Source organism: Methylobacterium iners (genome assembly GCF_022179305.1).
In the GTDB taxonomy this organism is placed as follows: domain Bacteria; phylum Pseudomonadota; class Alphaproteobacteria; order Rhizobiales; family Beijerinckiaceae; genus Methylobacterium; species Methylobacterium iners.
The window spans coordinates 1-21,952 of the sequence record NZ_BPQP01000019.1 but is presented as its reverse complement, the minus strand read 5'-3'; the positions used below and the strand labels follow the sequence as shown (position 1 = coordinate 21,952).

Annotated in this window: 24 protein-coding genes; 14 read left to right on the top strand and 10 right to left on the bottom strand. The window is 71.2% G+C overall.

Annotation, left to right across the window (positions count from 1 at the left end):
• Positions 1-211: 211 nt before the first annotated feature.
• Positions 212-1,705: an AMP nucleosidase gene (locus tag MFF55_RS06690; protein WP_373874740.1), complete on the bottom strand. Its 1,494-nt coding sequence runs from the start codon at positions 1,703-1,705 to the stop codon at positions 212-214.
• Positions 1,706-1,855: 150 nt separating this feature from the next.
• On the opposite strand from MFF55_RS06690, the gene MFF55_RS06685 reads away from it, so the two are divergent.
• From MFF55_RS06685 to MFF55_RS06670, 4 genes are all read left to right on the top strand, one after another.
• Positions 1,856-2,407: a 2'-5' RNA ligase family protein gene (locus MFF55_RS06685; RefSeq protein ID WP_238243307.1), complete on the top strand. Its 552-nt coding sequence runs from the start codon at positions 1,856-1,858 to the stop codon at positions 2,405-2,407.
• A gap of 6 nt (positions 2,408-2,413) precedes the next feature.
• Positions 2,414-3,172 (top strand): phosphatase PAP2 family protein, encoded by a 759-nt coding sequence (locus MFF55_RS06680; RefSeq protein ID WP_238243306.1) that lies wholly within the window; start codon positions 2,414-2,416, stop codon positions 3,170-3,172.
• 98 nt (positions 3,173-3,270) lie between these two features.
• Positions 3,271-3,642 carry a PilZ domain-containing protein gene (locus MFF55_RS06675; RefSeq protein ID WP_238243305.1) on the top strand — a complete coding sequence of 124 codons (372 nt, stop codon included), beginning with the start codon at positions 3,271-3,273 and terminating at the stop codon, positions 3,640-3,642.
• 79 nt (positions 3,643-3,721) lie between these two features.
• Positions 3,722-5,020 carry a Gfo/Idh/MocA family protein gene (locus MFF55_RS06670; RefSeq protein ID WP_238243304.1) on the top strand — a complete coding sequence of 433 codons (1,299 nt, stop codon included), beginning with the start codon at positions 3,722-3,724 and terminating at the stop codon, positions 5,018-5,020.
• Between the two features lie 39 nt (positions 5,021-5,059).
• On the opposite strand, the gene MFF55_RS06665 is transcribed toward MFF55_RS06670, so the two are convergent.
• The 5 genes from MFF55_RS06665 to MFF55_RS06645 form a co-directional block, all read right to left on the bottom strand.
• Positions 5,060-5,953 (bottom strand): NAD(+)/NADH kinase, encoded by an 894-nt coding sequence (locus MFF55_RS06665; RefSeq protein ID WP_238243303.1) that lies wholly within the window; start codon positions 5,951-5,953, stop codon positions 5,060-5,062.
• A gap of 10 nt (positions 5,954-5,963) precedes the next feature.
• A complete protein-coding gene (locus tag MFF55_RS06660; RefSeq protein WP_238243302.1) occupies positions 5,964-6,947 on the bottom strand; it encodes an SPFH domain-containing protein in 984 nt (327 codons plus the stop codon).
• Between the two features lie 16 nt (positions 6,948-6,963).
• Positions 6,964-7,692 (bottom strand): NUDIX hydrolase, encoded by a 729-nt coding sequence (locus MFF55_RS06655; RefSeq protein WP_238243301.1) that lies wholly within the window; start codon positions 7,690-7,692, stop codon positions 6,964-6,966.
• A 118-nt stretch (positions 7,693-7,810) separates the two neighbouring features.
• On the bottom strand, positions 7,811-9,346 hold the full coding sequence (locus tag MFF55_RS06650; RefSeq protein ID WP_238243300.1) for an acyl--CoA ligase: 1,536 nt from the start codon (positions 9,344-9,346) through the stop codon (positions 7,811-7,813).
• 26 nt (positions 9,347-9,372) lie between these two features.
• Positions 9,373-10,383, bottom strand: coding sequence for a ketopantoate reductase family protein (locus MFF55_RS06645; RefSeq protein WP_238243299.1), 1,011 nt, complete (start codon positions 10,381-10,383; stop codon positions 9,373-9,375).
• A gap of 587 nt (positions 10,384-10,970) precedes the next feature.
• Here MFF55_RS06645 and MFF55_RS06640 point away from each other — a divergent pair.
• From MFF55_RS06640 to MFF55_RS06625, 4 genes are all read left to right on the top strand, one after another.
• Complete coding sequence (locus tag MFF55_RS06640) at positions 10,971-11,183, top strand: CsbD family protein (protein ID WP_238243298.1); 213 nt, start codon at positions 10,971-10,973, stop codon at positions 11,181-11,183.
• 168 nt (positions 11,184-11,351) lie between these two features.
• Entirely contained in the window at positions 11,352-12,143 is a 792-nt protein-coding gene (locus tag MFF55_RS06635) for a creatininase family protein (RefSeq protein ID WP_238243297.1), read from the top strand.
• Between the two features lie 175 nt (positions 12,144-12,318).
• On the top strand, positions 12,319-12,888 hold the full coding sequence (locus MFF55_RS06630; protein WP_238243296.1) for an RNA polymerase sigma factor: 570 nt from the start codon (positions 12,319-12,321) through the stop codon (positions 12,886-12,888).
• Positions 12,881-13,558 (top strand): NrsF family protein, encoded by a 678-nt coding sequence (locus MFF55_RS06625; protein ID WP_238243295.1) that lies wholly within the window; start codon positions 12,881-12,883, stop codon positions 13,556-13,558. The genes MFF55_RS06630 and MFF55_RS06625 overlap by 8 nt, the downstream gene beginning before the upstream one ends.
• On the opposite strand, the gene MFF55_RS06620 is transcribed toward MFF55_RS06625, so the two are convergent.
• Positions 13,555-14,061, bottom strand: coding sequence for a YciE/YciF ferroxidase family protein (locus MFF55_RS06620; protein WP_238243294.1), 507 nt, complete (start codon positions 14,059-14,061; stop codon positions 13,555-13,557). The genes MFF55_RS06625 and MFF55_RS06620 overlap by 4 nt on opposite strands.
• A gap of 206 nt (positions 14,062-14,267) precedes the next feature.
• Between MFF55_RS06620 and MFF55_RS06615 the strand changes: the two genes are divergently transcribed.
• The gene (locus MFF55_RS06615; RefSeq protein WP_238243293.1) at positions 14,268-14,621 is read left to right on the top strand and encodes a hypothetical protein; all 354 of its coding nucleotides are present in this window, start codon (positions 14,268-14,270) and stop codon (positions 14,619-14,621) included.
• A gap of 4 nt (positions 14,622-14,625) precedes the next feature.
• On the opposite strand, the gene MFF55_RS06610 is transcribed toward MFF55_RS06615, so the two are convergent.
• Complete coding sequence (locus MFF55_RS06610; protein WP_283206707.1) at positions 14,626-15,162, bottom strand: YcgN family cysteine cluster protein; 537 nt, start codon at positions 15,160-15,162, stop codon at positions 14,626-14,628.
• Positions 15,163-15,456: 294 nt separating this feature from the next.
• On the opposite strand from MFF55_RS06610, the gene MFF55_RS06605 reads away from it, so the two are divergent.
• From MFF55_RS06605 to MFF55_RS06595, 3 genes are read left to right on the top strand one after another with little or no spacing between them, the layout of a single operon-like run.
• Positions 15,457-17,688 carry a transglycosylase domain-containing protein gene (locus tag MFF55_RS06605; RefSeq protein ID WP_238243292.1) on the top strand — a complete coding sequence of 744 codons (2,232 nt, stop codon included), beginning with the start codon at positions 15,457-15,459 and terminating at the stop codon, positions 17,686-17,688.
• A 4-nt stretch (positions 17,689-17,692) separates the two neighbouring features.
• The gene (locus tag MFF55_RS06600) at positions 17,693-18,370 is read left to right on the top strand and encodes a DUF1214 domain-containing protein (protein ID WP_238243291.1); all 678 of its coding nucleotides are present in this window, start codon (positions 17,693-17,695) and stop codon (positions 18,368-18,370) included.
• Positions 18,367-18,966: a DUF1254 domain-containing protein gene (locus MFF55_RS06595; RefSeq protein ID WP_238243290.1), complete on the top strand. Its 600-nt coding sequence runs from the start codon at positions 18,367-18,369 to the stop codon at positions 18,964-18,966. Before MFF55_RS06600 ends, MFF55_RS06595 begins: the two co-directional genes overlap by 4 nt.
• A 7-nt stretch (positions 18,967-18,973) precedes the next feature.
• On the opposite strand, the gene MFF55_RS06590 is transcribed toward MFF55_RS06595, so the two are convergent.
• Together MFF55_RS06590 and MFF55_RS06585 are read right to left on the bottom strand one after the other, a co-directional pair.
• Positions 18,974-19,780 (bottom strand): hypothetical protein, encoded by an 807-nt coding sequence (locus tag MFF55_RS06590; protein WP_238243289.1) that lies wholly within the window; start codon positions 19,778-19,780, stop codon positions 18,974-18,976.
• Positions 19,781-19,856: 76 nt separating this feature from the next.
• On the bottom strand, positions 19,857-20,075 hold the full coding sequence (locus MFF55_RS06585; protein ID WP_238243288.1) for a hypothetical protein: 219 nt from the start codon (positions 20,073-20,075) through the stop codon (positions 19,857-19,859).
• Positions 20,076-20,530: 455 nt separating this feature from the next.
• On the opposite strand from MFF55_RS06585, the gene MFF55_RS06580 reads away from it, so the two are divergent.
• Together MFF55_RS06580 and gshB are read left to right on the top strand one after the other, a co-directional pair.
• A complete protein-coding gene (locus MFF55_RS06580; protein WP_238243287.1) occupies positions 20,531-20,845 on the top strand; it encodes a hypothetical protein in 315 nt (104 codons plus the stop codon).
• Positions 20,846-20,884: 39 nt separating this feature from the next.
• Positions 20,885-21,841, top strand: a complete 957-nt coding sequence (gene gshB / locus MFF55_RS06575) for a glutathione synthase (protein WP_238243286.1) — start codon at positions 20,885-20,887, stop codon at positions 21,839-21,841.
• The last annotated feature ends 111 nt before the right edge of the window (positions 21,842-21,952 follow it).

Here is a 21,952-nt window from a genome sequence, read left to right as displayed (position 1 = left end):
GCAATCTTCAGGTCGACGATTCGCGACAGCATCTTCGGTTTTCCCTCGCCGCAAACTCCGTTGCCGAGGCGATCCCGGGCGCGGTGCGACGCGAGCCAGCAGGGCTCAAAAGAGGATAACCGACCCTTAAGGAGCCTCTCAAAAAGGCGGTTTCGAATTTGGTATTCGTAATTTTTCCATTCCCACCGTGACCCTCGGTTGCACGGCTGCCCTATCGGAACGGCGGCTCGTCGAAGCTTCGGAGCTTGCGCGAATGCAGGCCGTGGCGGTCGGCGCGCAGGTTGTCGAGGGCGGCCAGCCCGATCAGCAGGTGCTCGGCGACCGCCTGCTCGTAGAAGGCGTTGGCTGCCCCCGGCAGCTTGATCTCGCCGTGGAGCGGCTTGTCGGAGACGCAGAGCAGGGTGCCGTAGGGGACGCGCAGGCGGTAGCCCTGGGCGGCGATGGTGCCGCTCTCCATGTCCACGGCGATGGCGCGCGAGAGGTTGATGCGCCGCCGCTCCTGGGAGAAGCGCAGCTCCCAGTTGCGGTCGTCGTAGGTGACGACGGTGCCGGTGCGCAGGCGCCGCTTGAGGGCGTCGCTGGTCTCGCCGGTCACGCCGGCCGCGGCCGCCTGGAGCGCGAGCTGAACCTCGGCGAGCGCCGGCACCGGCACGTCGGGCGGCACGAGCTCGTCGAGGATGCGGTCGCGGCGGAAATAGCCGTGGGCCAGCACGTAGTCGCCGATGGTCTGCGACTGGCGCAGGCCGCCGCAATGCCCGACCATCAGCCAGCAATGCGGGCGCAGCACCGCGAGGTGGTCGGTGATCGTCTTCGCGTTGGACGGGCCGACGCCGATATTGACCAGCGTCGTGCCCTGCATGGAGCCGTCGGAGCCCCGGGCGACGAGGTGGTAGGCCGGCATCTGGTACTTGTGCCAGGGCGAGGCCGCGATGAGCGCGGCCGGATCGGCCGAGGCCGCCTCCGCCCGCGTGACCGTGATGCCGCCGGGCAGGATCAGGCGCTCGAAACCGCCCTCGTCGCTCGCCAGACGCTCGAGCCCGTGGCGGACGAAGCCATCGACGTAGCGGTGGTAGTTCGTCAGCAGGATCCAGGGCTGCACGTCGCGCCAGTCGCTGCCGGTGTAGTGGACGAGCCGGCGCAGGGAGTAGTCGACCCGGATGGCGTCGAAGAGGGCCAGCGGACGCGGCTCGCCCGCGTGTTCGAGCCAGAGCCCGTCGGCGATCTCGTCGCCCACCACCGAGAGCAGGGGGACGGGAAACCAGGTGGCGAGGTCGCGCGAGGTGATGCCGGCCCGCGCCAGGCTGGCGCCGGGCTCGACCACGTAGGGGTAGGGGATCTCCTGGGCGCTCAGGCCCACCTCCAGGCTCGCGCCGTAATCGGCGACGAGGGGCCGGAGCTGCTCGAGGAGGTAGGGCCGGAAATGGCCCGCCTGCGTCACCGTGGTACTGTACGTGCCCGGCGCCTGGAACTTCGCGGTAGCGCGGTTGATCCGCGGCATTGGTCCCGTGGGCTGATAGGTGATCCGCAGCTCGGGGTAGCGGAACTGCAGCCGCTCAGCGTGGGTCGGCGGCGGGCCGCCGTCGAGGTAGCGCGCGAGCGCCGCCTGCAGCGCCTGGGTCGCCGCGGCATGCAGGGCCGCCAGCCGGCCGACCGCGATCTCGGGGTCGGCCACGGATTCCATCGGTCGCAGCTCGTCGCGGATCACGCCATCGCCCTCCGGTCGTCTCGGGGTCGACCCTGTGCCGCCTTCGGCCCGCTACCGCAACCGGACGGGCTCCTTCCCGGGTCTCGAAAGCAAGGGGCGAAGCACGCCCGCCCCTAGCGCTGTCCGCTCCGCGCGCCATGTCCTCCCACAATGCACGAGGCGCCGACCCCCGACCCGCTGATCCTGACGCTCCGGATGGAGGCGGAGGCCTTCGCGCATTTCGACGGCCTGCGGCGGCGCCACTTTCCGGAGCGCCTCAACCGCATCCCGGCCCACGCGACCCTGTTCCACCACCTGCCCGGGCCGGACGAGGCCGAGATCGCCGCGACCCTGGCGGAACTGACCCGGGGGCGGGACGCGCCCGAGATCGCGGTCACGGGCCTGCGCTTCACCGGCCGCGGCGTCGCCTACGTTCTCGAATCGGCGGCCCTGTCCGCCCTCCGGGCCGAGCTCGCCCGCCGCTTCGCCGGCGTCCTGACCGCCCAGGACCGCCAGGGCTGGCGCCCGCACGTCACGGTCCAGAACAAGGTGCGGCCGGAGGAGGCGCGGGCCCTCCACGCCGCCCTCGAACAGGGCTTCGTCCCGTTCCGCTTCACCGCGCCGGGGCTGCTGCTCTGGCGCTACCTCGGCGGTCCCTGGGAGGAGCGGGGCGCCTTCGCCTTCGGACGACCCCGTGACCGCGCCGGGACGGCGCCTATCTAGCCCACCATGAAGGTCCCCCTGTCCGCCTACGAGCGTCTTCCCCTGGCCGAGCGGGCCTCGGTCCTGTGGCGGCGCCTGCGCCTCAACGAACTCGGGCCGCTCGCGGCGCTGCTCGCCGTCAGCCTGCTCGGCTACGGCTTCATCGCGCTGGCCGACGAGGTCGGCGAGGGCTCGACCGAGGCCTTCGACCGCAAGATCCTCCTATCCCTGCGCAATCCCACCGACCTGTCGGACCCGATCGGGCCGCGCTGGCTCGAGGAGACCATGCGCGACATCACAGGGCTGGGCAGCATGTTCACGATCACCTTCGTGACGCTGGCGGTCGCCGCCTACCTCGCGCTGACGCGGCGCCGGCGCATCGCCGTGTTCGTCCTCGCGGCGATCGGCGGAGGAACGCTCGCCTCGACGGTGCTCAAGATGTTCTATCAGCGCCCCCGGCCCGACCTCGTGCCCCACGGCATGGACGTGTTCACCGCGAGCTTCCCGAGCGGCCACGCCATGATGTCGGCGATCGCCTACCTGACGCTCGCGAGCCTGCTCGCGCGCGTCGACCGCGAGCCCCGGATCAAGATCCTCGTGCTGCTCCTGGGCGTGCTGATCACGCTGCTGGTCGGGATCAGCCGGGTCTATCTCGGCGTGCACTGGCCGAGCGACGTCCTCGCCGGCTGGTGCGTCGGCGCGGCCTGGGCGGGCCTGTGCTGGTTCGTGGCCCTGCAGCTCCAGCGCCGGGGCGAGGTCGAGGCGCCGGACCCACCGCCCTCGTGAGGCTCGGCCCGTTAGGGTTAAGCCAAGCTTACCGCTTCCCGCCATGCGCGAATCCTGCTTGGTTGCGTTCAACGATGATGCAACCCGCGGATGACCCGATGACCGGAGCGACACCCGAACGCCGACGCGAGCCCCGCCGCCGGGCCCTGCTCGGCGCCGACCTGAGCGTTTCCGCCATGGCCTCCACCACGGCCTGTCTGGTTCGCGACATCACGGGGGACGGCGCCTGCCTCGCGGTGGGCGAGACCATACCGCTTCCCGACACCTTCGACCTCACGATCCCGCACCAGGCCGCCACGCGCCGGGCGAGGCTGATCTGGCGCGAGGGCGACCGGGCCGGCATCAGCTTCATCCGCCCACGGCCGGCGGCCGTGCCGGTTTCCCTCGAAGTCGCCCGGGACCTGCGGGCCTGCCGGGCCGAGAACAGCGCCCTGCGCGCCCGCGTCGCAACGCTCGAGGCGCTGGACTAGACCGGGCTCGGAACCGCGCCTTCCGTGACGGGGTTCCCGGGGTCGACCTCGGACGGCGCGGTTTCAGGACGGGAGCCTCATGGCGGATGACGACCTCACACTCTCCCGACGCAACCTGCTGCGCGCCGGCGGCGCCACGTTGACGGGGGCGGCGCTCGGGATGAACGCGGCCTCCGCCGCCTCGCCCGGCGGGCCTTCCGTGCCGGCCGATACCGGCGCGGTACAGGGCGGCAAGGTCCTGTTTCCGAACTGGCGCGGCCCGGGCGACCGCGAGCCGCCGCCGCCGGGCGCGCCGATGCCGCCGGGCAAGCGCGTGGGCTTCGCCATCGTCGGCCTCGGGCGTCTCAGCCTCGAGGAACTGCTGCCGGCCTTCGGGGAAACGAAAAAGGCCCGCCTCGTCGCCCTGATGTCGGGCACGCCCGACAAGGCGCGGCTCGCGGCCGAGCAATACGGCGTCGCGCCGGACGCGGTCTACGGCTACGGCGAGTGGGAGGGGCTGCGCCAGAACACGGCCGTGCAGGTCGTCTACATCGTGACGCCGAATGGGCTGCACCGCGACCAGGTCCTCGCCGCCGCGGCGGCCGGCAAGCACGTGCTCTGCGAGAAGCCGATGGCCAATTCCTCGGCCGAGGCGCGCGACATGATCGCGGCGTGCGCGAAGGCGAACGTCAAGCTGATGATCGCCTATCGCTGCCAGTACGAGCCCTACAACCGCGAGGTCGCCCGGCTGTCGCGCTCCGGCGAGTTCGGCCGACCGCGCATGATCACGGCCTTCAACGGCCAGACCACGGGGTTGCCGGAGCAATGGCGCCTGAAGAAGGCGCTGGCCGGTGGCGGCGCGCTGCCCGATATCGGCATCTACTGCCTCAACACCATCCGCGCACTCCTGGGCGAGGAGCCGGTCCTGATCCAGGCGCAGATCCATTCCAGCCCGGACGATCCGAAATTCAAGGAGGTGGAGGAGAACGTCGCCTTCACGATGCGCTTCCCCTCCGGCGTCATCGCGCAATGCGGGACGAGCTACGGCGTCCACGAATCGCGCCGGCTGCAGGTCCATACCGAGCGCGGCGACCTCGATCTGCAGAACGCCTTCGCCTACGAGGGCCAGCGCCTCGTCATCTCCTATCCCGACGGCAAGGCCGAGGCCCGGGTGACGCGGGTGCTCGCGCAGAAGAACCAGTTCGCCCTCGAGATCGACCACATGGCGGAATGCGTCCTCAACGATCGCCGCCCGCGCACGCCCGGCGAGGAGGGCCTGCAGGACCATGTCCTCATGGAGGCGATCTACGAATCCGCCCGCACCGGCGCCCCGGTCACCCTGAAACCCGCCGAAGGCCTCGACGCCACCCGCGGCCCGGAGCTGGAGGAGACGGGCTGAGACGGTCTCACATCGACGCGCGCGACGCGTCGAGGCGGGTCAGTCGGTCACGAGGTGGAGGGCGCGGGCGGCCGGCGCGAGCTGGACCCGGCGGCCCCAGCCGAAGCTGAGGAAATCCTGCTCGATGCCGTCGGCGAAGACCACGCCGCCGTCGTTCATCCGCGAGGTGACGCGGAGGGGTTGGTCGGTGAGCTTGCCGGCGCGCATCCGGGCGGAGGTGGCGACGCTGGGGAAGGGCTCGCGCACCCAGTAGCCGACGCCCGGCTCCGACGGGTCGAGGGACAGGCCGAGCCCCGTCGCCTCGGCGATGGAGCGCGCCCAGCCCGTGGCGCCCGTCCCCGAGGCGACGATGAGGCCGCTCGAGGAATGGTCCTCGGCCTGCGCGCCGAGCTCGATCCGGTAGCGGGCGGATTGATGGCTGCGATGGCCGACGAAGATCTCGTTGAGGGCGAACAGGGTCTCGCCGCCATCGAGCACGGCCTGCACCATGGTGCGCCGCTCGATCCGGGCCGCGCCGTGGACGCTCGCCGGCAGGAGCCGGCCGAGCCGGTCGACGGCGATGCGCGCGAGGACACCGTCATAGAGGTCGGGGGCCGGGTTGACCCCGATCACGGGCTGGCTCCCGAGATATTTCGCGACGTTGGCCACCAACCCGTCCTGCCCGACGGCGACGACGACGTCCTCGGCGGCGAAGAGGAAGCGGTCGAGGTCGCCCCGCCGCACAACGGCCTGCCGCCAATCACCCGGGACCGAGGCGCGCGCCTGCGCCAGGACGGCCTGGAAGCGCTCGTGGCGCTCCGCCACCGCCTCGATCCGCTCGCCGCGGCTCTCCAGGAAGAACCGGGCCTGGCCGCGGGTCGCGTGGCGGGCGATCAGCTGCTCGTAATCGGTCTCGCGGATCACGAAGACGGCGCGGGGCGTCACGGCCGGCATGGGGGCGTTCTCAGCGGGCGTCGACCAGGGCGGGGCCCCCGCGGAACTCGCGCAGCATCGTGGCGAAGAGGTCGGGCGTCACGTTGAGGTGCTCGATGCTGGTCAGCTTGCCGGCGAGCTCCTGCGCGGCGAGGCCGAGCGCCACGGCCGGCGGCAGGTCGCGGTAGATGGCCACGCGCTGCGCCTCGGCCTGCGCCCGCGCGCCCTCGACGAGGCGGATGCGCTCGGCCTCGGCGCTCGCCTCGACGCCGCGCGCCTGCGCGAGGCCCGCGGCGCGGCTGCGGGCATTCTCCGCCTCCTCCGCGATGAGCAGCTTCTCGCGCCGTGCCAGCTCGGTCCGGGTCGCGAGCTCGTTCTCGGCGATCGCGCGCTCCTTCTCCACGGCGAGCGCGCGGCGGGAGAAGGTCGCCTCGTCGGCCTTCTGCTGCAGGGCCTCGAAGGTAGGCGTCTGCAGCGCGCGCTCCAATTCGCTGCTGGGCGCGAGATTGGTGAGCCGCACGGTCACCACCGCGATGCCGATCTCGGCCAGGGAGGCATCCGCCGTCAGCGCGGCCCCGAGACGGCCGCGCAGGGGCTCGGGGCCCGCGTCGAGGAGCGCCCGCACAGGGCCCGCACCGAGATATTGCAGCACGGCCTGACTGGCGAGCCCGGCGATGCGCGCCTCGATCTTCTCGATGGGCTCGCCCTGGAGCCGGCCCGTGGCGAGATCGATGGAGAAGTCGACGCGGCTCGCCAGCCGTTCGGGATCGACGACGTGCCAGCCGATCGTCCCCTGCACCGCGACGACCTGGAAGTCCTGGCTGCGGCCCTTCACGAAGAGCGTCATCTCGCGGTCGTCCATGGGGATCTCGGCGATGCTGGCGGTCTCCGGCCGGAACCAGAACACGGGGCCCCGCTCGCTCAGCCGCACCCGGCCCTTGCGGTAGCGGATGACGTGGCTGCTCGCCTCGCTCCTCAGCTGGGCGACCAAACCGATGTTGCGGATCGTGGCCATGATCTCCTCCTCGGGGTCAGCGCGGCCGTTGGAAACGGTAGAGTTCGGCGGGGCGGAAGGACGTGCCGGCCTCGCGAAGGCCGGTGGCGGAGAGCCAGCCCCGGTCGAGCATCCGCCGGCGGAAGGCGGGCTTGTTGAGGGGGGCGCCCAGGATCGCCTCGTGCACGTCCTGCAGCTGGCGCAGGGTGAAGTGCTCGGGCAGCAGGGCGAAGCCGACCTCCGAGTAGTCGAGCTTGCCCCGCAGCCGCAGGACGGCGAGCGCCAGGATCTCGGCGTGGTCGAAGGCGAGCGGGAGTGGCGCGCCACCCGCCGCGCGGGCGGTGACCGGGCCGCCGGCCTCGCCGGCCCAGGGCACGTCGAGGGTGGCGGCGACGAGACCCGACCCGCCCGCCAGCGCCTCGGCGAAGGCGCGCTCGCTCAACAGGGCGAGGTAGGCGACGCTGACGATGCGCATCCGCGGATCGCGGTCGAGGCCGCCGAAGGTGTAGAGCTGTTCGAGATGGGCTTGCGTCAGCCCGGCCTTGTCGCGCAGCACCCGCGCGGCCGCGGCCTCGAGGGGCTCGTCGATGCCCACGAGGCCGCCCGGCAGCGCCCAGCGGCCCGCATGGGGATGGGCCTGCCGCTCCAGGAGGAGCGCCGCGAGGCTCCCGCCGCTCAAGCCCAGGAGGACGAGGTCGACGGCCAGGGTGAGCCGCTCGTAGGCGCTCGGGTCGTAGCCGTCGAGGAACTCCGCTTCGCTCGCCATGACGCCTTATATCCAATCTGCATCTTACTAAGACGCGGATTGGATATAAGTCAAACCTTCGCGCCCCCGAGCGACGGGACACTCGCCGGATCAGGTCCGCCGCTGCGGGCGCGCAGGATCAGGCGAGGCCGAGCTTCTCCGCCAGACCGATGCGCTGGAGCTTGCCGGTGGCGCCCTTCGGAATCTCCTCGAGGAAGACGATCTTGGCCGGCACCTTGAACGGGGCCAGGCGCTCCGAGGCGAAGCCGCGCAGGTCCTTCTCGGGGATGGACTCGCCCTCGCGCAGCACGACGGCCGCGACGACGTCCTCGCCGAGCTTGTCGTGGGGCATCGCGAAGGTGACGCATTGCGACACGGCCGGGTGGTCCATCAGGACCTCGTCGACCTCGCGGGGCGAGATCTTCTCGCCGCCCCGGTTGATGATCTCCTTCAGGCGGCCCGTGATCCGGAGGTAGCCGTCCTCGGACAGGGTTCCCTGGTCGCCGGTCCGGAACCAGCCCTGGCGGGTGAAGGCCGAGGCGTTGGCGGCCTCGTTGTTCTCGTAGCCCGTCATGACGTTGTCGCCGCGGATCACGATCTCGCCGGTCTCGCCGGCGGGCAGGGGCTCGCCGTCCTCGTCGACGATCGCGATCTCGGGGCCGGCCGCGATGCCGACGGAGCCGGCGTAGTGCGGCCGCGGCGGCAGCGGGTTCGAGGCCATCTGGTGGGCGGCCTCGGTCATGCCGTAGGCCTCGATCAGGGGCGCCCCGAACACGGCCTCGATCTCCTGCATCACCTGCGGCGGCATCGAGGACGAGGAGGAGCGGATGAACCGCAAGGGGTTCGCCTTGATGATCTCGGCGTTGCGCGAGGCGCGGCCGAGGATCGCCTGATGCATGGTCGGCACCGCCGTGTACCAGGTCGGCCGGACCTCGCTCATCCAGCCGAAGAACTTGAGCGCGTTGAAGCCCGTCGTGCACGAGACCTGGCCGCCCGCCGCGAGCGGGGCCAGGATGCCCGCGATCAGGCCGTGGATGTGGAACAGCGGCATGATGTTGAGGCCGCGATCCTCGCTGGTAAAGGCGAGCGCCGTGCGGATGTTGCAGGCGGATGCGCAGACGTTGCGCTGGCTGAGCGGCACGATCTTGGGCCGCGAGGTCGTGCCCGAGGTGTGCAGGACGAGGGCGACGTCGTCCGGCTCGGCCGGTCCGCCGCGGGCCGGCGCGCCTCCCGGCATGTCGCCGAAGGACAGGGTGAAGCTGCCGGCCCCCTCCTCGGGCGTGGGGTGCAGCCGCGCCACGGGCAGGCCGAGGCGTTCCGCCACCGCGACGGCGGGCGACCCGTCGCCCTCGGCGACGATGAGCAGCCGGGCGTTGAGGTCGGTGAGGTAGAACGCGAACTCGTCCGCCTTGTAGGCCGGGTTGAGCGGGGCCGAGGTGGTGCCGGCCGCGACCGCGATGAAGGCCGCGGCCATTTCCGGCCCATTGCCGAGCACGATGCCGACCCGGTCGCCGCGGCCGATGCCCTGGGCGTTCAGGGCCACGATCGTCCGCTCCGTCAGGGCGCGCAGGGCGCCGAAGCTGAGGGGCACGCCGCCCGGGCTCGACAGGGCGGTGGCCTCGTCCGAGCCGGCCCGGATCAGGGCGTGGAGGGTGGTTGCTGCCTTCTCGGCCATGGGCGTGGTCCTTGAGGTCTTCGGGGTCAGGCCGGCGTGATGGCGAGGCGCCCGCGGGCCTTGTCGAGGCTCTGCGACAGGAGCCGCATCAGGGCGTAGACCGTGTCGATATGCGGGGTGGGCGTGTCGGTGAGGCGGCCGAGCTCGATGATCGAGCCGACGAGCGCCTCGAGCTCGATGGGGCGGCCGGCCTCGACGTCCTGGAGCATGGAGGTCTTGTGCGCGCCGACCTTCTCAGCCCCGGCGATGCGCTTCTCGATGCCGAGCTTGAAGGTGATGCCGAGCTTGTTGGCGATGGTCTCCGCCTCCCGCATCATGTCGGCGGCGAGCGCCCGGGTCTCCGGGAACTGGCAGATCTCGACGAGGGTGGCGTGAGCGAGCGCCGAGATCGGGTTGAAGCTCAGGTTCCCCCAGAGCTTGAGCCAGATCTCGGCCCGGATGTCGCTGGTCACCGGCGCGCGGAAGCCCGCCTTGATCAGGCGCTGGGCGAGCGCCTGGACGCGGGGGCTCATCGTGCCGTCGAGCTCGCCCAGCCCGAAGCGGTGACCCTCGATCACCTGAACGACCCCCGGTTCGGTCAGCACGGCCGCCGGGTAGACCACCGAGCCGATCACCTGCGCGGGGTCGAGATGCTTGGCGATGAGGCCGCCGGGATCGGCCGTCTCGAGGTGGGTCCCCGCGAGCTCACCGCCGTGCCCGCGCGAGAAGTACCACCACGGGATGCCGTTCTGCATCGTCACGAAGACGGTCTCGGGGCCGACGAGGTGGCGCAGGTCGGCGGCGATTGGGCCGACCTGGTGCGCCTTCACGGTGAGCAGCACGACCTCGTGCGGGCCGGCCTCCTCCATGGATTGCGTCGCCCGGACGTCCCGGGCGTGGATCTCGGAGCCGTCCTCCTCGATCAGCCGCATGCCGCCGGCCTCGATCGCCTTGAGGTTGGCGCCCCGCGCGATGAAGGTCACCCGCTCGCCGACATTGGCGAGCCTGACGCCGAGAAAGCCGCCGATGGCACCGGCGCCGACGATCGCGATACTCATGCTCGTGTTCCTGATGTCCGGCCCGCTGACGGGAGCCCGATGGTCTCGCTCACTGCGTCCTCCGCCCCGGGGTGAGGATCACGGCCGGGAAAGGGTTCGCCCAACGCGCATCCCCGTCAGCCGCGGGAAGAGGCCCGATGCGTCGGCACGGCTTGCCTCCGGCGAAGCGATGCAGGAGCGAGGGAAGGATCAAGACGGGAATGGAGGCGCCCTCGGCCACGCTCACGCCGGTTTCCGCGGGGCTGGCGCAACAGGCGACCTCATAACCTTCTTTTCGAACTCGTCTTGCCACGTCTGTGGTTTTATCCGCCCTTATTTTGAATTCAAGAAGCTTTGCCAGCATTCGACCGGTGGTTGGGCTGAAAAAATTTGACGCTGTTCAACAAAAAATTTGAAGAGTTGCGCGGAGCTGCAGGCGCTGGGTGTGGTGCGCTGCGAGGCGTTCAGGGCCGGTTTCCATGCCGAAAACGTGAGGCGGACGGCGTCAGGCGTGGCGGAACATTCACCGGGGTTCATCGTTCAGTCGGTCCGAGCGCGCCCGAACACATCCTGTGGTCGCAGCGCGCTTCAAGAACGGGAGTTTTCCCATGAGCAGCACGACCGACAAGGTCAAGGGCCTCGCCAACGAAGCGGTCGGCAACATCAAGCAGGGCATCGGCTCGGCGACCGGCAACGAGAAGCTGCAGGCCAAGGGCAAGGCTCAGGAGCTGAAGGGCGACGCGCAGAAGACGGTCGGCGATGCCAAGGACGGCATCAAGAACGCCGCCCAGGGCGCGGCCGACGCCGTCAAGAAGATCTGATCCTCGTGTCGTAGAGCCGCGCGGCATGGGCCGCGGCGGGATTGGTGGGAGCGCCCCTGGAGGGATCCGGGGGCGCCTTCTTGCATTCGGGCGGCCGGCGTGAAGGATCGGCCCGGGTCCGCCGCGCTATGAAGCGGTTCGCGGGCTCGACCTCAGGAGAGCGACAGCATGCCGGCCCGTCCCTGGTCCGACCTGACGACGCGGGACTTCGCCAGCCGCGACATGGCCCGCGCCATCGCGGTCCTGCCCGTCGCGGCGACCGAGCAGCACGGGCCGCACCTGCCGCTCTCGACCGACCTGATCATCGCGGAGGGCTACCTCGCCCGCGTGGCGGCGTGCACGCCCGACGACCTCGACGTGCTGGTCCTGCCCATCCAGAGCCTGGGCAAGTCGGACGAGCACGACGCCTATCCGGGCACGCTCACCCTGACGACGACGACGGCGCTCCGGGCCTGGACGGAGATCGGCGCGAGCGTCCACCGCGCCGGCTGCGAGAAGCTCGTCATCGTCACCTCGCACGGCGGCAACAGTGCGCTGATCGACCTCGTCGCCGGCGATCTGCGCGCGCGGCACGGGTTGCTCGCCGTCACCACGGCCTGGAGCCGTTTCGGCTATCCGGACGGGCTGTTTCCCGAGGACGAGATCCGCCACGGCATCCATGCCGGCGGCATCGAGACCGCCCTCATGCTGGCGCTCAGGCCCGACCTCGTGCGCCGCGAGGCGGTGGCGCTCTTCGAGCCGCGCTCGGTCGCGATGAAGCGGGAGTTCCGCTACCTGCGGGCCGGCCGCCCGGCCGCCTTCGCCTGGAAGGCCGGCGACCTGCATGCCTCGGGCGCCATGGGCGACGCCCGGCTCGGCACCGCCGAGGCGGGGCACGCCGCCCTCGACTACGGCGCCCGCGCCTTCGTCGAGCTGCTGCGCGACGTCGACCGCTTCCGGCTCGGGGACGGCGCGCCGTAACCCCGGCAGGCGGGCCGGCGAAGAGCAGAGACCAGGCCGCGCCGCGGCCCACAGGGCCTGAGCGATGAGCCTTGCCGCCATAAGCCTCCCCATCGCCGCGCCGCGGCCTTCGCCCGCTGCCGCGCAGCCGCTAAGGTCGCGCTCCTTGGCGGGGCGAAGCGGCGACAGGGCAGTCATGGCGCTGGAGGACAGGCTCGCCGCCGCGATGGCGGCGGCGCAGGGCGGGGACGCGGCCGCCTACCGCGCCCTGCTGCGCGACTGCCTGCCGGTCATCGCCGGCATGGCCCGTGCCCAGGGCGTGCGGGCCGACGGGATCGACGACGTGGTGCAGGACACTCTGCTCACCATCCACAAGGCACGCGCCACCTACGATCCGGCCCGCCCGTTCCTGCCCTGGCTGCGCGCCATCGCGCAGCGGCGGGCCATCGACGTCATGCGGCGCGGCGGCCGCCGGCCGCGGGAGGTCCACGATCCGGTCGCCTACGAGGCCCACGCGGACCACGAGCCCGTGCCCGGCCAGGCCCTGGAAACGCGCGAGCGCGACCGCGCCCTTGCGCAGGCCGTCGCCGCCCTGCCGCCGGGGCAGCGGGAGGCGGTCGAGCACCTTGCCTTCCGCGAGCGCTCGCTGGCCGAGGCAGCGATCCTGACCGGACGCAGCAAGGGTGCCCTGAAGGTCAACCTGCACCGCGCGCTGAAGGCGCTGCGCCTGACGCTCACGAGGGACAAGGGAGAGGGGGATGTCTGAGGGCCCGCCCGGCACGAGCGCCCGGCACGACCGCCTGCTCGAAGATCTAGCCGACAACCTGACTCCGGTCCGGCGTCTGCGCACGCCCTGGCTTCGCGGTCTTTCCTGGTTCGTGGGCGCGGTCGCGCTCGGCCTCGCCCTGATGCCCTTGGCCGATGTCGAGGGCCTGCGCATCCGGATGGCACTGCCCGACCTGCGCTACGCGGCGCTCGGCGCGCTGCTCACGGCGTTGACGGCGGCCATCGCCACGTTTCAGACGAGCGTGCCCGGCCGCAGCGCGTCCTGGGCCCTGCTGCCCCTGGCGCCCACCGCCCTCTGGGTCGGCGCGAGCGGCCTCGGCTGCCTGCGCAACTGGGTGGCGCCGGGCACGAACCTGGCCGATGGGGGCGAGACGGGCGGCTGCCTCGTCTTCCTGCTCGCCTTCTCCGTCCCGCTCTCGCTCGCCCTCGTGCTGATGCTGCGGCGGGCCTGCCCGCTCAGGCCCAACCTGACGGCGGCGCTCGGCGGTCTCGCGGCGGCGGCCGGCGCCGCCGCGCTGCTGGTGCCGTTCCATCCCCACGATGCCACGGTGACGGATCTTGCCGCCCACCTCGTCGTCGTCGCCGGGATCATCGCGGCGAACGGCCTCGCCGGCGGGCGTCTCCTCGCCGGCGAGGCCGGCCGGGGCTAGGCCGCGGCCTTGCGGTTGACGCCCTGCTCGGCGAGGCCCGTTAGGGTCTTGTCCGTGGCGCGCTCCTCGTCGAGGCTTTGCTGCAGGAGGCCGACGACGTTGTGGTGGCCTAGCTGCTTGGCGTAGGCGATGATCGTGCCGTAGCGGGTGATCTCGTAATGCTCGACGGCCTGGGCCCCGGCGATCAGCGCCGCATCCATGACCTGCGGGTCGTCGACGTCGCCCATGATCTCCTTGGTCTCGGCGATGATGCCGTCCATGGCCGCGCAATCGACGCCCTTGGCCGGCTTGTCGAGCATCTTGAAGACCTGATCGAGGCGCTCGATCTGGCCTTCCGTCTGGCGCAGGTGCTGCTCGAAGCCCTGCTTGAGCTGCTGGTTGGTCGCCTTGTCGATCATCTTCGGCAGGGCTTTGGTGATCTGCTGCTCGGCGTAGTAGATGTCCTGCAGCATATGCGTGAACAGGTCGTCCAGCGTCTTGATCGGCTTCGAGAAGAGGCCCATGTCGCGCGTCCCTTTGTTTGAGCTTGACGGGCGGCACCGAAGCACACGCGCCCATCCTATGTGGAGAGAACGAAGGGGCGGATCGCGGGGTTCCTGATTCGATCAGGCTCGTCGGCAGATCGCAGGCCTCCTACGGCGTGAGGCCAAGGGACAAAGCCCGCAAACGCGGATAGGATGACGTCTCCCGGGTTGCAATCGGTGCCCGAATGAACGTTCACCCCTCAATCCTTGATGGCAAGGCGCAGGGGCAGGCCACCTTCGGCATGGCGAACCTTCGCACGGAGCGGACCGGGCTTCCCTTCATCGTGTTCATCTCGCAGCGGGGTGGCGCCGAGCATGATGTACGGGTCAAGATCTCGCCGGCGCCGAAAGTCAGGGCCGAGGAAACGAGTACCTACGCTTTGCGTCCCTATCGTTGCACCGATGGACCCGGCCTGACCGCAGGGGAGGAGCAACTGCTGGCCCGCTGGATCGAGCGGAACATGGACGTTCTCGTCGAGTACCGGGATGGGACCATCGCGTTCACGGAGGACGCGATCGACCGGATCAAGCCGATCTAGCGCATCAATCCCTGTCGTCCTCGGTCTCGGGCGTGCGGCCCGGCCAGGTGACGATGCGGTCCAAGAGCTCGTCCTCGGAGAACTCCTCCTCGTTGCCGGAGACGCGCCCGCGCACCGAGATGCCGGCCTCGTGGACGCTGGCGCGACGGCCCGAGACGAGGGGGTGCCACGGATAGAGGTCGCGCCCCTCGTTCAGGAGGCGGTAGGCGCAGGTCGGCGGCAGCCAGGCGATGGTGCGCACGGCCTCCGGCGTCAGGCGCACGCAATCGGGCACCCGCTTCTGACGGTTGGCGTAGTCGCGGCAGCGGCAGCCATGCCCGTCGAGCAGGGTGCAGCCGACATCCGTCGGGAAGACCTCGCCGGTGTCCTCGTCCTCGAGCTTCAGAAGGCAGCAGCGGCCGCAGCCGTCGCAGAGGCTCTCCCACTCGGCGGGCGACATGTCCTCCAGACGCTTCACCCGCCAGAACGGCTGGTCCTCCCCGGCTGCGGGAACACGCGCTTCGGGAATGCGAGGGGCTTGCGCGGACCTGCGGTCCCGCATGATGGGCACCTTGGCGTCTTGAAGGGTTGCGGGGAGTTGTTCCCCCTCCTGCCGCAAGCCGGCCTACCGAGCAAGCGTGGCCGGAGCCGCCACCGCCCCGCCCCATTCCGGCATCAAGGTTAATGACACGTGAAGCACGGACGAGCAGACCTTCGGCGCCCATCGCGCGTTGTCGGGATCAGGCGCGGTGCGCCGTCGGTAGAACCAAGCCTCGCGGACGGGCGCAGGGCTTGGTAGGAGAGGTGGGCGCCGGCCTTCGTTGTCGTGGGCGCCCCAGGGACGAGAGAACAGGCCGTGCGTCTGCCGACCGCCAGCAGCTTCGTGACGCGCATCCGGCGCGCCGCCCTCGGCTTCGACGCCTGGGTGAATGCGAGCCTGTACGACAGCGGCCGCTCGGCCGGCGACTGGTACGAGCGCTTCCAGAAGCGCATGGGCGTCTTCGCGGTCGGCGGCTGGCGCCGCGTCGCCCTCGACCTGACGAGCGAGGCGACGACGCTCGGCACGGTCGGCGCCATCGGGCTGCTTGCGCTGGCCCAGCCCGCCTTCAACCTGACGAGCGAGAACTGGCTGAAGACCCAGGACCTCGCGGTCACCTTCCTCGACCGCTACGGCGTCGAGGTCGGGCGTCGCGGCATCAAGCACGACGATTCGCTCAAACTCGACGACTTCCCCGACATCATGATCAAGGCGCTCGTCGCCACCGAGGACCGGCGCTTCTACGAGCATTGGGGCATCGACCCGATCGGGACGGCCCGCGCGCTCGTCAACAACTCGCGGGGCGGGGGCGGCACGCAGGGCGGCTCGTCGATCACGCAGCAGCTCGCCAAGAACCTCTTCCTGACGAACGAGCGCTCCCTCGAGCGCAAGATCAACGAGGCCTTCCTGGCGCTCTGGCTGGAGACGCACCTCACCAAGAACGAGATCCTGAAGCTCTATCTCGACCGCGCCTATATGGGCGGGGGTACCTTCGGCGCCGTCGCGGCCGCGGATTACTATTTCGGCAAGCCGCTCAAGGACATCAGCCTGGCCGAAGCCGGAATGCTCGCCGGCCTGTTCAAGGCGCCGACGAAATACGCGCCCCACGTCAACCTGCCCGCCGCCCGCGCCCGCGCCGCGGACGTGCTGCACAACATGGTCGAGGCGGGCTTCGTCACCGAGGGTCAGATCCAGACGGCGCTTCGCAACCCGGCGACCCCGGTGACGCGGACCCGCGACATCACGGCCGATTACTACCTCGACTGGGCCTTCAACGAGATCAAGGGCCTGGCCGATGCCGGCAAGCTCCGGAACGACCGCGTGCTGACGGTGAAGACGCCGCTCGACCTCACCATCCAGAAGAGGGCCGATGGGGCGGTCGAGAACATCCTGCGTCAGTACGGCGAGCAGTACGAGGTCGACGAGGCGGCCCTGGTCATCCTCGATCCGGACGGGGCGCTGCGCGCCATGGTCGGCGGGGCCGATTACGGCCAGAGCCAGTTCAACCGCGCCACCGACGCGCTGCGCCAGCCCGGTTCCTCGTTCAAGCCCTACGTCTACGCGGCGGGCCTGGCGGCCGGCCTCTACCGGCCGGACACCAAGGTGGTGGACCGGCCGATCTGCATCGGCAACTGGTGCCCGCAGAACTACGGCCGCTCGTTTGCCGGGGCCACGAACCTGACGGTCGCGGTCGCCAAGTCCATCAACACGATCCCGATCCAGATCTCGATCGCGCTGGGCAAGGCCATGGGCATCTCGCACGAGGCGAGGGCGGCGAAGGCGGGCCGGGCCAAGATCATCGAGACCGCGCGCCAGATGGGCCTGACCCATCCGCTCACCGATTCCGTCTCGCTGCCGATCGGCTCGGCCGAGGTGAGCGTGATCGACCAGGCCGCGGCCTACGCCGTCTTCGCCAATGGCGGGCGCAAGGCCAAGCCCTACGCCGCGATGGAGGTGAAGAACTCGGCCGGCGAGATCATCTATCGCCACGCCGACGAGAAGCCGCCGCAGATCCTCTCGACCCAGGTCGTGGCCGACATGAACTTCATGCTGAACAAGGTGATCGACGAGGGCACGGCGCGGCGCGCGCAGCTCGAAGGCATCAAGGTCGCCGGCAAAACGGGGACCACCAACGAGTACCGGGACGCCTGGTTTGTCGGCTACACGGGCAATTACGTCGGCGCGGTCTGGTTCGGCAACGACGACCACAGCACGACGAACAAGATGACCGGCGGCTCGCTGCCGGCCATGACCTGGCACGACGTCATGGAGACCGCCCACCAGGGCATCGAGCTGACGCCGATGCCGGGCCTCAAGGATGCCGGGCGCCCCGTGGCGCAGGCCGGTCGCGATCCCGGCGCGGCTGCGCCCGTCAACGGGATGGCCAATGGGTCGGGCAAGCTCTCGCGCCGGTCCTTCGAGGTCATCGGCGGCCTGAACGGGCTCTTTCGCGCCGTCGAACCCGCCGCCAAGCAGGCGGCCGTTCCGGGCCTGACCGAAATCGTCGCCGAGGGCTCGCGAACCCCGGGCAACCGGATCGGGACGCCTTAGGGGCATGAGCCAAGCCGACGCGGCCGCCCCGGGGTCGTTCCCCGCCCGCGCGAGAGGCGGCCTCCTGCGCCAGGTCGTGGGCGGAGTCGTCCGCCGCGCCTCCGATGTTAGCCTGGTGATCTATGCCCTGGCGCTCGGCGGCGGTCTCGGCCTGGCCAGCGCCGATTACGCGACCCGGGGCGGCTATCCCTTCGGCGGTGTCGCCGTGGGCGCCTGGACCGCCTGGCCGCGCACCGGCTCGGTGGGGTCCGACCCCTATGCGCGGGCGGTCAACGCCCGCCGGGGCGAGGTGCCGCTGGCAGTGGGCGAGGGCATGCTGCTCACCGCCGCCGAGGACAACACGGGCCGGGCGCTCGACGCGACCTGCAGCTACACGGTGTCCGGCCGGACCCCGCCGGCCCGCGCCTGGACCCTGACCATCGCCGGACGCGGCGCCCGCGATCCGGGGCGGCCGCTGCTTCGCGAAGGCTTCACCTCGACGGAGGTCCTGCGCGAGGCCGACGGCCGCTTCGTCGTCGCGATCAACCCCGAGGTGCAGCCCGGCAATTGGCTGCCGATGCCGCGGCCCACCGGGCCGGTCCGCCTGGCGCTGCGCCTCTACGACACGCCGGTGGCCGCCAGCGCCGGCAGCATCGAGCGCGCGGCCCTGCCGGCGATCACCCGCCTCGGGTGCCGGACATGAGCCCGCGCGGCCGCTTCCTCCTCGCCACGCTCTGCGGGCTGGTCCTCGCCGGGCTGGTGCACATCGCCGTCGTGCTCGCGATCCCGACCTTCTCGGAGGCCGACGCGCTCTCCCGCGCCCGGACCGGCGCGAGCCTCGACCACGCGATGCGCGTCCACACGCTGGCCACCGGCAGCGAGCCCGCGCCGGCGGAGGCCTGGCTGCCCATCCCCGATCCGGCGGTGGCCGTCGGCATCTGCGCCTACGACCTCAACGAGGGACCGCTCAGGGTCTCGGCGCGCACGGGGCCGCTGATGCTCTCGCTCGCCGTCCACGGCCGACGCGGCGCCTTCTACGCGGTGACCGACCAGGCGGCGGTGCGCGGCGGCCTCGACCTCGTCGTCCTCACGCGTGCCCAATACGACGAGGTGCTCGCCAACGAGGACGAGAACGAGGTCAGCCGCGACGTGCGCATCGTCGCGCCGGAGCGGGAGGGCTACGTCGTGGTCCGGGTCATCGCCGGCCTGCCGAGCCAGCGCGCCGGCGCGAACGAGGCGGTCCAGGCCGTGTCCTGCACCGTCGATACCGAGGAGGAAGAGACCAAGCCCGGCGGTTGATCCCGGATCAGTACTTCGCGACGACCGGCCGTGAACCGGTCGCGACCGGCTCGACGAGGCCGCAACGCGCCTCGGCCCCGACCGGCAGCAGGGGATCGAGGAGGGCGCGGCGCGCCTCCAGGAAGCCGAGGCTGCGCTCGGCCGCGACCGCTTCGGCGGTGGGCACCTCGATGAGGAGGTGCTCGAGGGCAAAGCGGTAGCGACCGATCCGGGCGCCCGTCTCCAGCCGCACCCAGGCGATCAGGCAGCGGTTCTCGGCGACCCGCATCGCCGCCTCGCGGACGTCGTCGTCCTCCAGCGTCCGCACGAAGGGCAGGCTGCGCAGCCGAAGCGCATCCGCCCCCGCGACGCGCGCGGCCGCCGCCGCGAAGGGCGGGATCAGGCGGCCGTCGGCCACCACGTCCTCGGACAGCCGGCGATAGCGGGAGACGGGGGAGCGGAACGCCTCCGACATCAGGGTGTCGGAGTAGGAGGCCTCGTCCGCCAGGCGCCAGGTCGGCGGCAGCACGCGGGTCCGCGTCAGGTTCGCGAGCACGTCTGTGAAGGCGTCGCGCCCGGCCGCCGGCATCAGGAAGCGCCAGGCCCGGTCGCGCAGGATGCGCTCGTCGTCGGTGAGCGCGAAGGCGGAGGCCGGCTCCTCGCGGATGCGGGCGGCCAGCGTGCCGGTGCTCTCGACGAGGCCGTTCCAGGCGCTCGGCGCCGGGCGTCCGAAATCGCCCTCCTGCGCGCAGGCGGCGAGCGCGGCCAGGACCAGGAGCGATGCGATCCGGGTGCCGCCTCGTTCGAGGCGATGGCGCATGGCGGCTGGCGACATCGGGGATGCTCGTTCTCCGGACGCGCCCGGCTCGCCCAGGTGCGGGTCTTCTCGGGCGGATATTCTCGGTGTGGCGTCAGGAGCGCCGGCGGCGCCGCGTCGGGCTCGTCTCGGCCTCGGGCATCCGCTCGTAGCGAACCCCCGTGAAGAGCAGGATCTGCCCGCGCTCGGCATCCGGCTCGACCTCGCGCCGGAAGCGCCGGGGCGCGGTTCCGGGAAATGCCACGATCCGGCCGGTCGTGCCGTCCCTCGGCGTGCCGGCAGCGGCCTCGAAGAGCGATCTCTCAGCATTCATCGCTTGCGGTCCGTTCCACCTGTCGCGCGCTCCGCCCCTCGGGTCGGCTCTTCGCCCCCTGGCGTTCCGCGCAGCCGGAGATCATCACGGGGTGGTTAACGGAGCGTTTCCAGCCGCGGCCTTCCTCCGCAGAGCGTGGCGCGGAGGCCGTCGGCGGGCTTTCCGATCGGCCCTCGGCCCGCGCCGGGCGGGGCCGGGCCGCCGCGTCTGCCGGCGAATGGCTCGGATCTTGCGTCGGGATGCCTGCCCATGGCGGGCGTTTCCTCCCTTGCACTCGGCCCCGCTCCTCCCCGAGCGGGGCTTTTTTGTCGCCCTCGACGCGACGCGTGCCCCACCGCCCCGGGCGTCACAACCCTGCCGCCTTTCGGGCCGACCTCCGTCGGACGGCGCTTGCATACCCGCCCGGCTGCCCGATATGCCCACTCAATCCCCATTTTCGCGAAGGACGACGCAGGATGCGTTTGGTTTGGTCACGCCCCGCTACGGCACGCTCGTCGGCCCTGCCGACCGCCGCCCGCGCCCTCAAGCTCGCCCCCTTCGCCCTGCTCCTGGCCGTCGTGCCGGCCCAAGCGCAGCGCGAGGACCAGGGCCTGCAGCTCGGCTGCGCGAACGATTATTTCCGTCTCTGCGCGGGCGTCGATCCCAACAGCTCCGACGCCGAGCGCTGCATGGAGCGCAACCGCAAGCGCCTCTCGCCGGAATGCCGCGGCGCTATCAGCAACTACGACCGGCGCACCGGCGGCCGTTCGATGAAGGGCGACGACGAGTGAGGCGGGCTCCCGGCGCCTGCGGGCGGGGCGCGTGAGGCGATGACCCTGACCGTCGCGGTCCAGATGGACCCGATCCAGGCGATCCGGATCGCCGGGGACACCACCTTCGCGCTGCTGCTCGAAGCGCAGGCGCGCGGGCACCAGCTGCTCCACTACACGCCCGACCGGCTCTCGCAGCAGGGCGGGACCGTGAGCGCCCGCGTCGAGCCGCTGCGCGTGCAGGACGTCGAGGGCGCCCATGCGAGCCTCGGAACGCCGGAGCGCGTCGACCTGTCGAGCGTGGACGTGATCCTGATGCGTCAGGACCCGCCCTTCGACATGGCCTACATCACCGCGACCCACATGCTGGAGCGCATCCACCCGAAGACGCTCGTGGTGAACGCGCCCGCGGAGGTCCGCAACGCGCCGGAAAAGCTCTACGTCCTCGACTATCCGCAGCTGATGCCGCCGACGCTGATCACCCGCGACCGCGCGGAGATCGAGGCGTTCCGGGCCGAGCACGGCACCGTCGTGATGAAGCCGCTCCACGGGCATGGCGGTGCGGCGGTGTTCCGGGTCTCGCCCGACGACCCGAATTTCGGCTCGATGTTCGATCTCTTCGCCGCGACGTTTCGCGAGCAATGGGTGGTCCAGCGCTTCCTCGAGCGCATCACCGAGGGCGACAAGCGCATCATCCTGATCGACGGCGAGGCCATGGGCGCGGTCAACCGGGTGCCAGCCCGCAACGACATCCGCTCGAACCTCGTGCGCGGCGGGGCCGCCAACGCCTCGGAGCTCACCGAGCGCGAGCGCGAGATCTGCGCCACCATCGGCCCGGAGCTGAAGCGGCGCGGCCTCGTCCTGGTAGGTATCGACGTGATCGACGGGCACCTCACCGAGATCAACGTGACCTCGCCCACCGGCATCCGGGCGATCCGGCGGCTCGGCGGGCCCGACCTCGCGGCCGCCTTCTGGGACGCCGTCGAGGCCCGCGTCGGCACGGTGCTGAGCGCCTGAGGCCCGGCGGCCCTCTGCTCTAGGGCTGACACCCGGTCTCTGCTGTTCCTCAAGCGGTCGTGCGCAGATCAGGAATGCGCGTCGGATCCGAGAAGCCTGTCGTACTCGGCC

Coding starts and splice junctions, on each gene's coding strand:
- MFF55_RS06630 (WP_238243296.1), top strand. CDS start 12,319: ATGGCGCTGGAGGACAGGCTCGCCGCCGCGATGGCGGCGGCGCAGGGC.
- MFF55_RS06615 (WP_238243293.1), top strand. CDS start 14,268: ATGAACGTTCACCCCTCAATCCTTGATGGCAAGGCGCAGGGGCAGGCC.
- MFF55_RS06590 (WP_238243289.1), bottom strand. CDS start 19,780: ATGTCGCCAGCCGCCATGCGCCATCGCCTCGAACGAGGCGGCACCCGG.
- MFF55_RS06635 (WP_238243297.1), top strand. CDS start 11,352: ATGCCGGCCCGTCCCTGGTCCGACCTGACGACGCGGGACTTCGCCAGC.
- MFF55_RS06660 (WP_238243302.1), bottom strand. CDS start 6,947: ATGGCCACGATCCGCAACATCGGTTTGGTCGCCCAGCTGAGGAGCGAG.
- MFF55_RS06645 (WP_238243299.1), bottom strand. CDS start 10,383: ATGAGTATCGCGATCGTCGGCGCCGGTGCCATCGGCGGCTTTCTCGGC.
- MFF55_RS06600 (WP_238243291.1), top strand. CDS start 17,693: ATGAGCCAAGCCGACGCGGCCGCCCCGGGGTCGTTCCCCGCCCGCGCG.
- MFF55_RS06595 (WP_238243290.1), top strand. CDS start 18,367: ATGAGCCCGCGCGGCCGCTTCCTCCTCGCCACGCTCTGCGGGCTGGTC.
- MFF55_RS06610 (WP_283206707.1), bottom strand. CDS start 15,162: ATGCGGGACCGCAGGTCCGCGCAAGCCCCTCGCATTCCCGAAGCGCGT.
- MFF55_RS06655 (WP_238243301.1), bottom strand. CDS start 7,692: ATGGCGAGCGAAGCGGAGTTCCTCGACGGCTACGACCCGAGCGCCTAC.
- MFF55_RS06685 (WP_238243307.1), top strand. CDS start 1,856: ATGCACGAGGCGCCGACCCCCGACCCGCTGATCCTGACGCTCCGGATG.
- MFF55_RS06620 (WP_238243294.1), bottom strand. CDS start 14,061: ATGGGCCTCTTCTCGAAGCCGATCAAGACGCTGGACGACCTGTTCACG.
- MFF55_RS06675 (WP_238243305.1), top strand. CDS start 3,271: ATGACCGGAGCGACACCCGAACGCCGACGCGAGCCCCGCCGCCGGGCC.
- MFF55_RS06640 (WP_238243298.1), top strand. CDS start 10,971: ATGAGCAGCACGACCGACAAGGTCAAGGGCCTCGCCAACGAAGCGGTC.
- MFF55_RS06625 (WP_238243295.1), top strand. CDS start 12,881: ATGTCTGAGGGCCCGCCCGGCACGAGCGCCCGGCACGACCGCCTGCTC.
- MFF55_RS06580 (WP_238243287.1), top strand. CDS start 20,531: ATGCGTTTGGTTTGGTCACGCCCCGCTACGGCACGCTCGTCGGCCCTG.
- MFF55_RS06670 (WP_238243304.1), top strand. CDS start 3,722: ATGGCGGATGACGACCTCACACTCTCCCGACGCAACCTGCTGCGCGCC.
- MFF55_RS06650 (WP_238243300.1), bottom strand. CDS start 9,346: ATGGCCGAGAAGGCAGCAACCACCCTCCACGCCCTGATCCGGGCCGGC.
- MFF55_RS06585 (WP_238243288.1), bottom strand. CDS start 20,075: ATGAATGCTGAGAGATCGCTCTTCGAGGCCGCTGCCGGCACGCCGAGG.
- MFF55_RS06665 (WP_238243303.1), bottom strand. CDS start 5,953: ATGCCGGCCGTGACGCCCCGCGCCGTCTTCGTGATCCGCGAGACCGAT.
- MFF55_RS06680 (WP_238243306.1), top strand. CDS start 2,414: ATGAAGGTCCCCCTGTCCGCCTACGAGCGTCTTCCCCTGGCCGAGCGG.
- gshB (WP_238243286.1), top strand. CDS start 20,885: ATGACCCTGACCGTCGCGGTCCAGATGGACCCGATCCAGGCGATCCGG.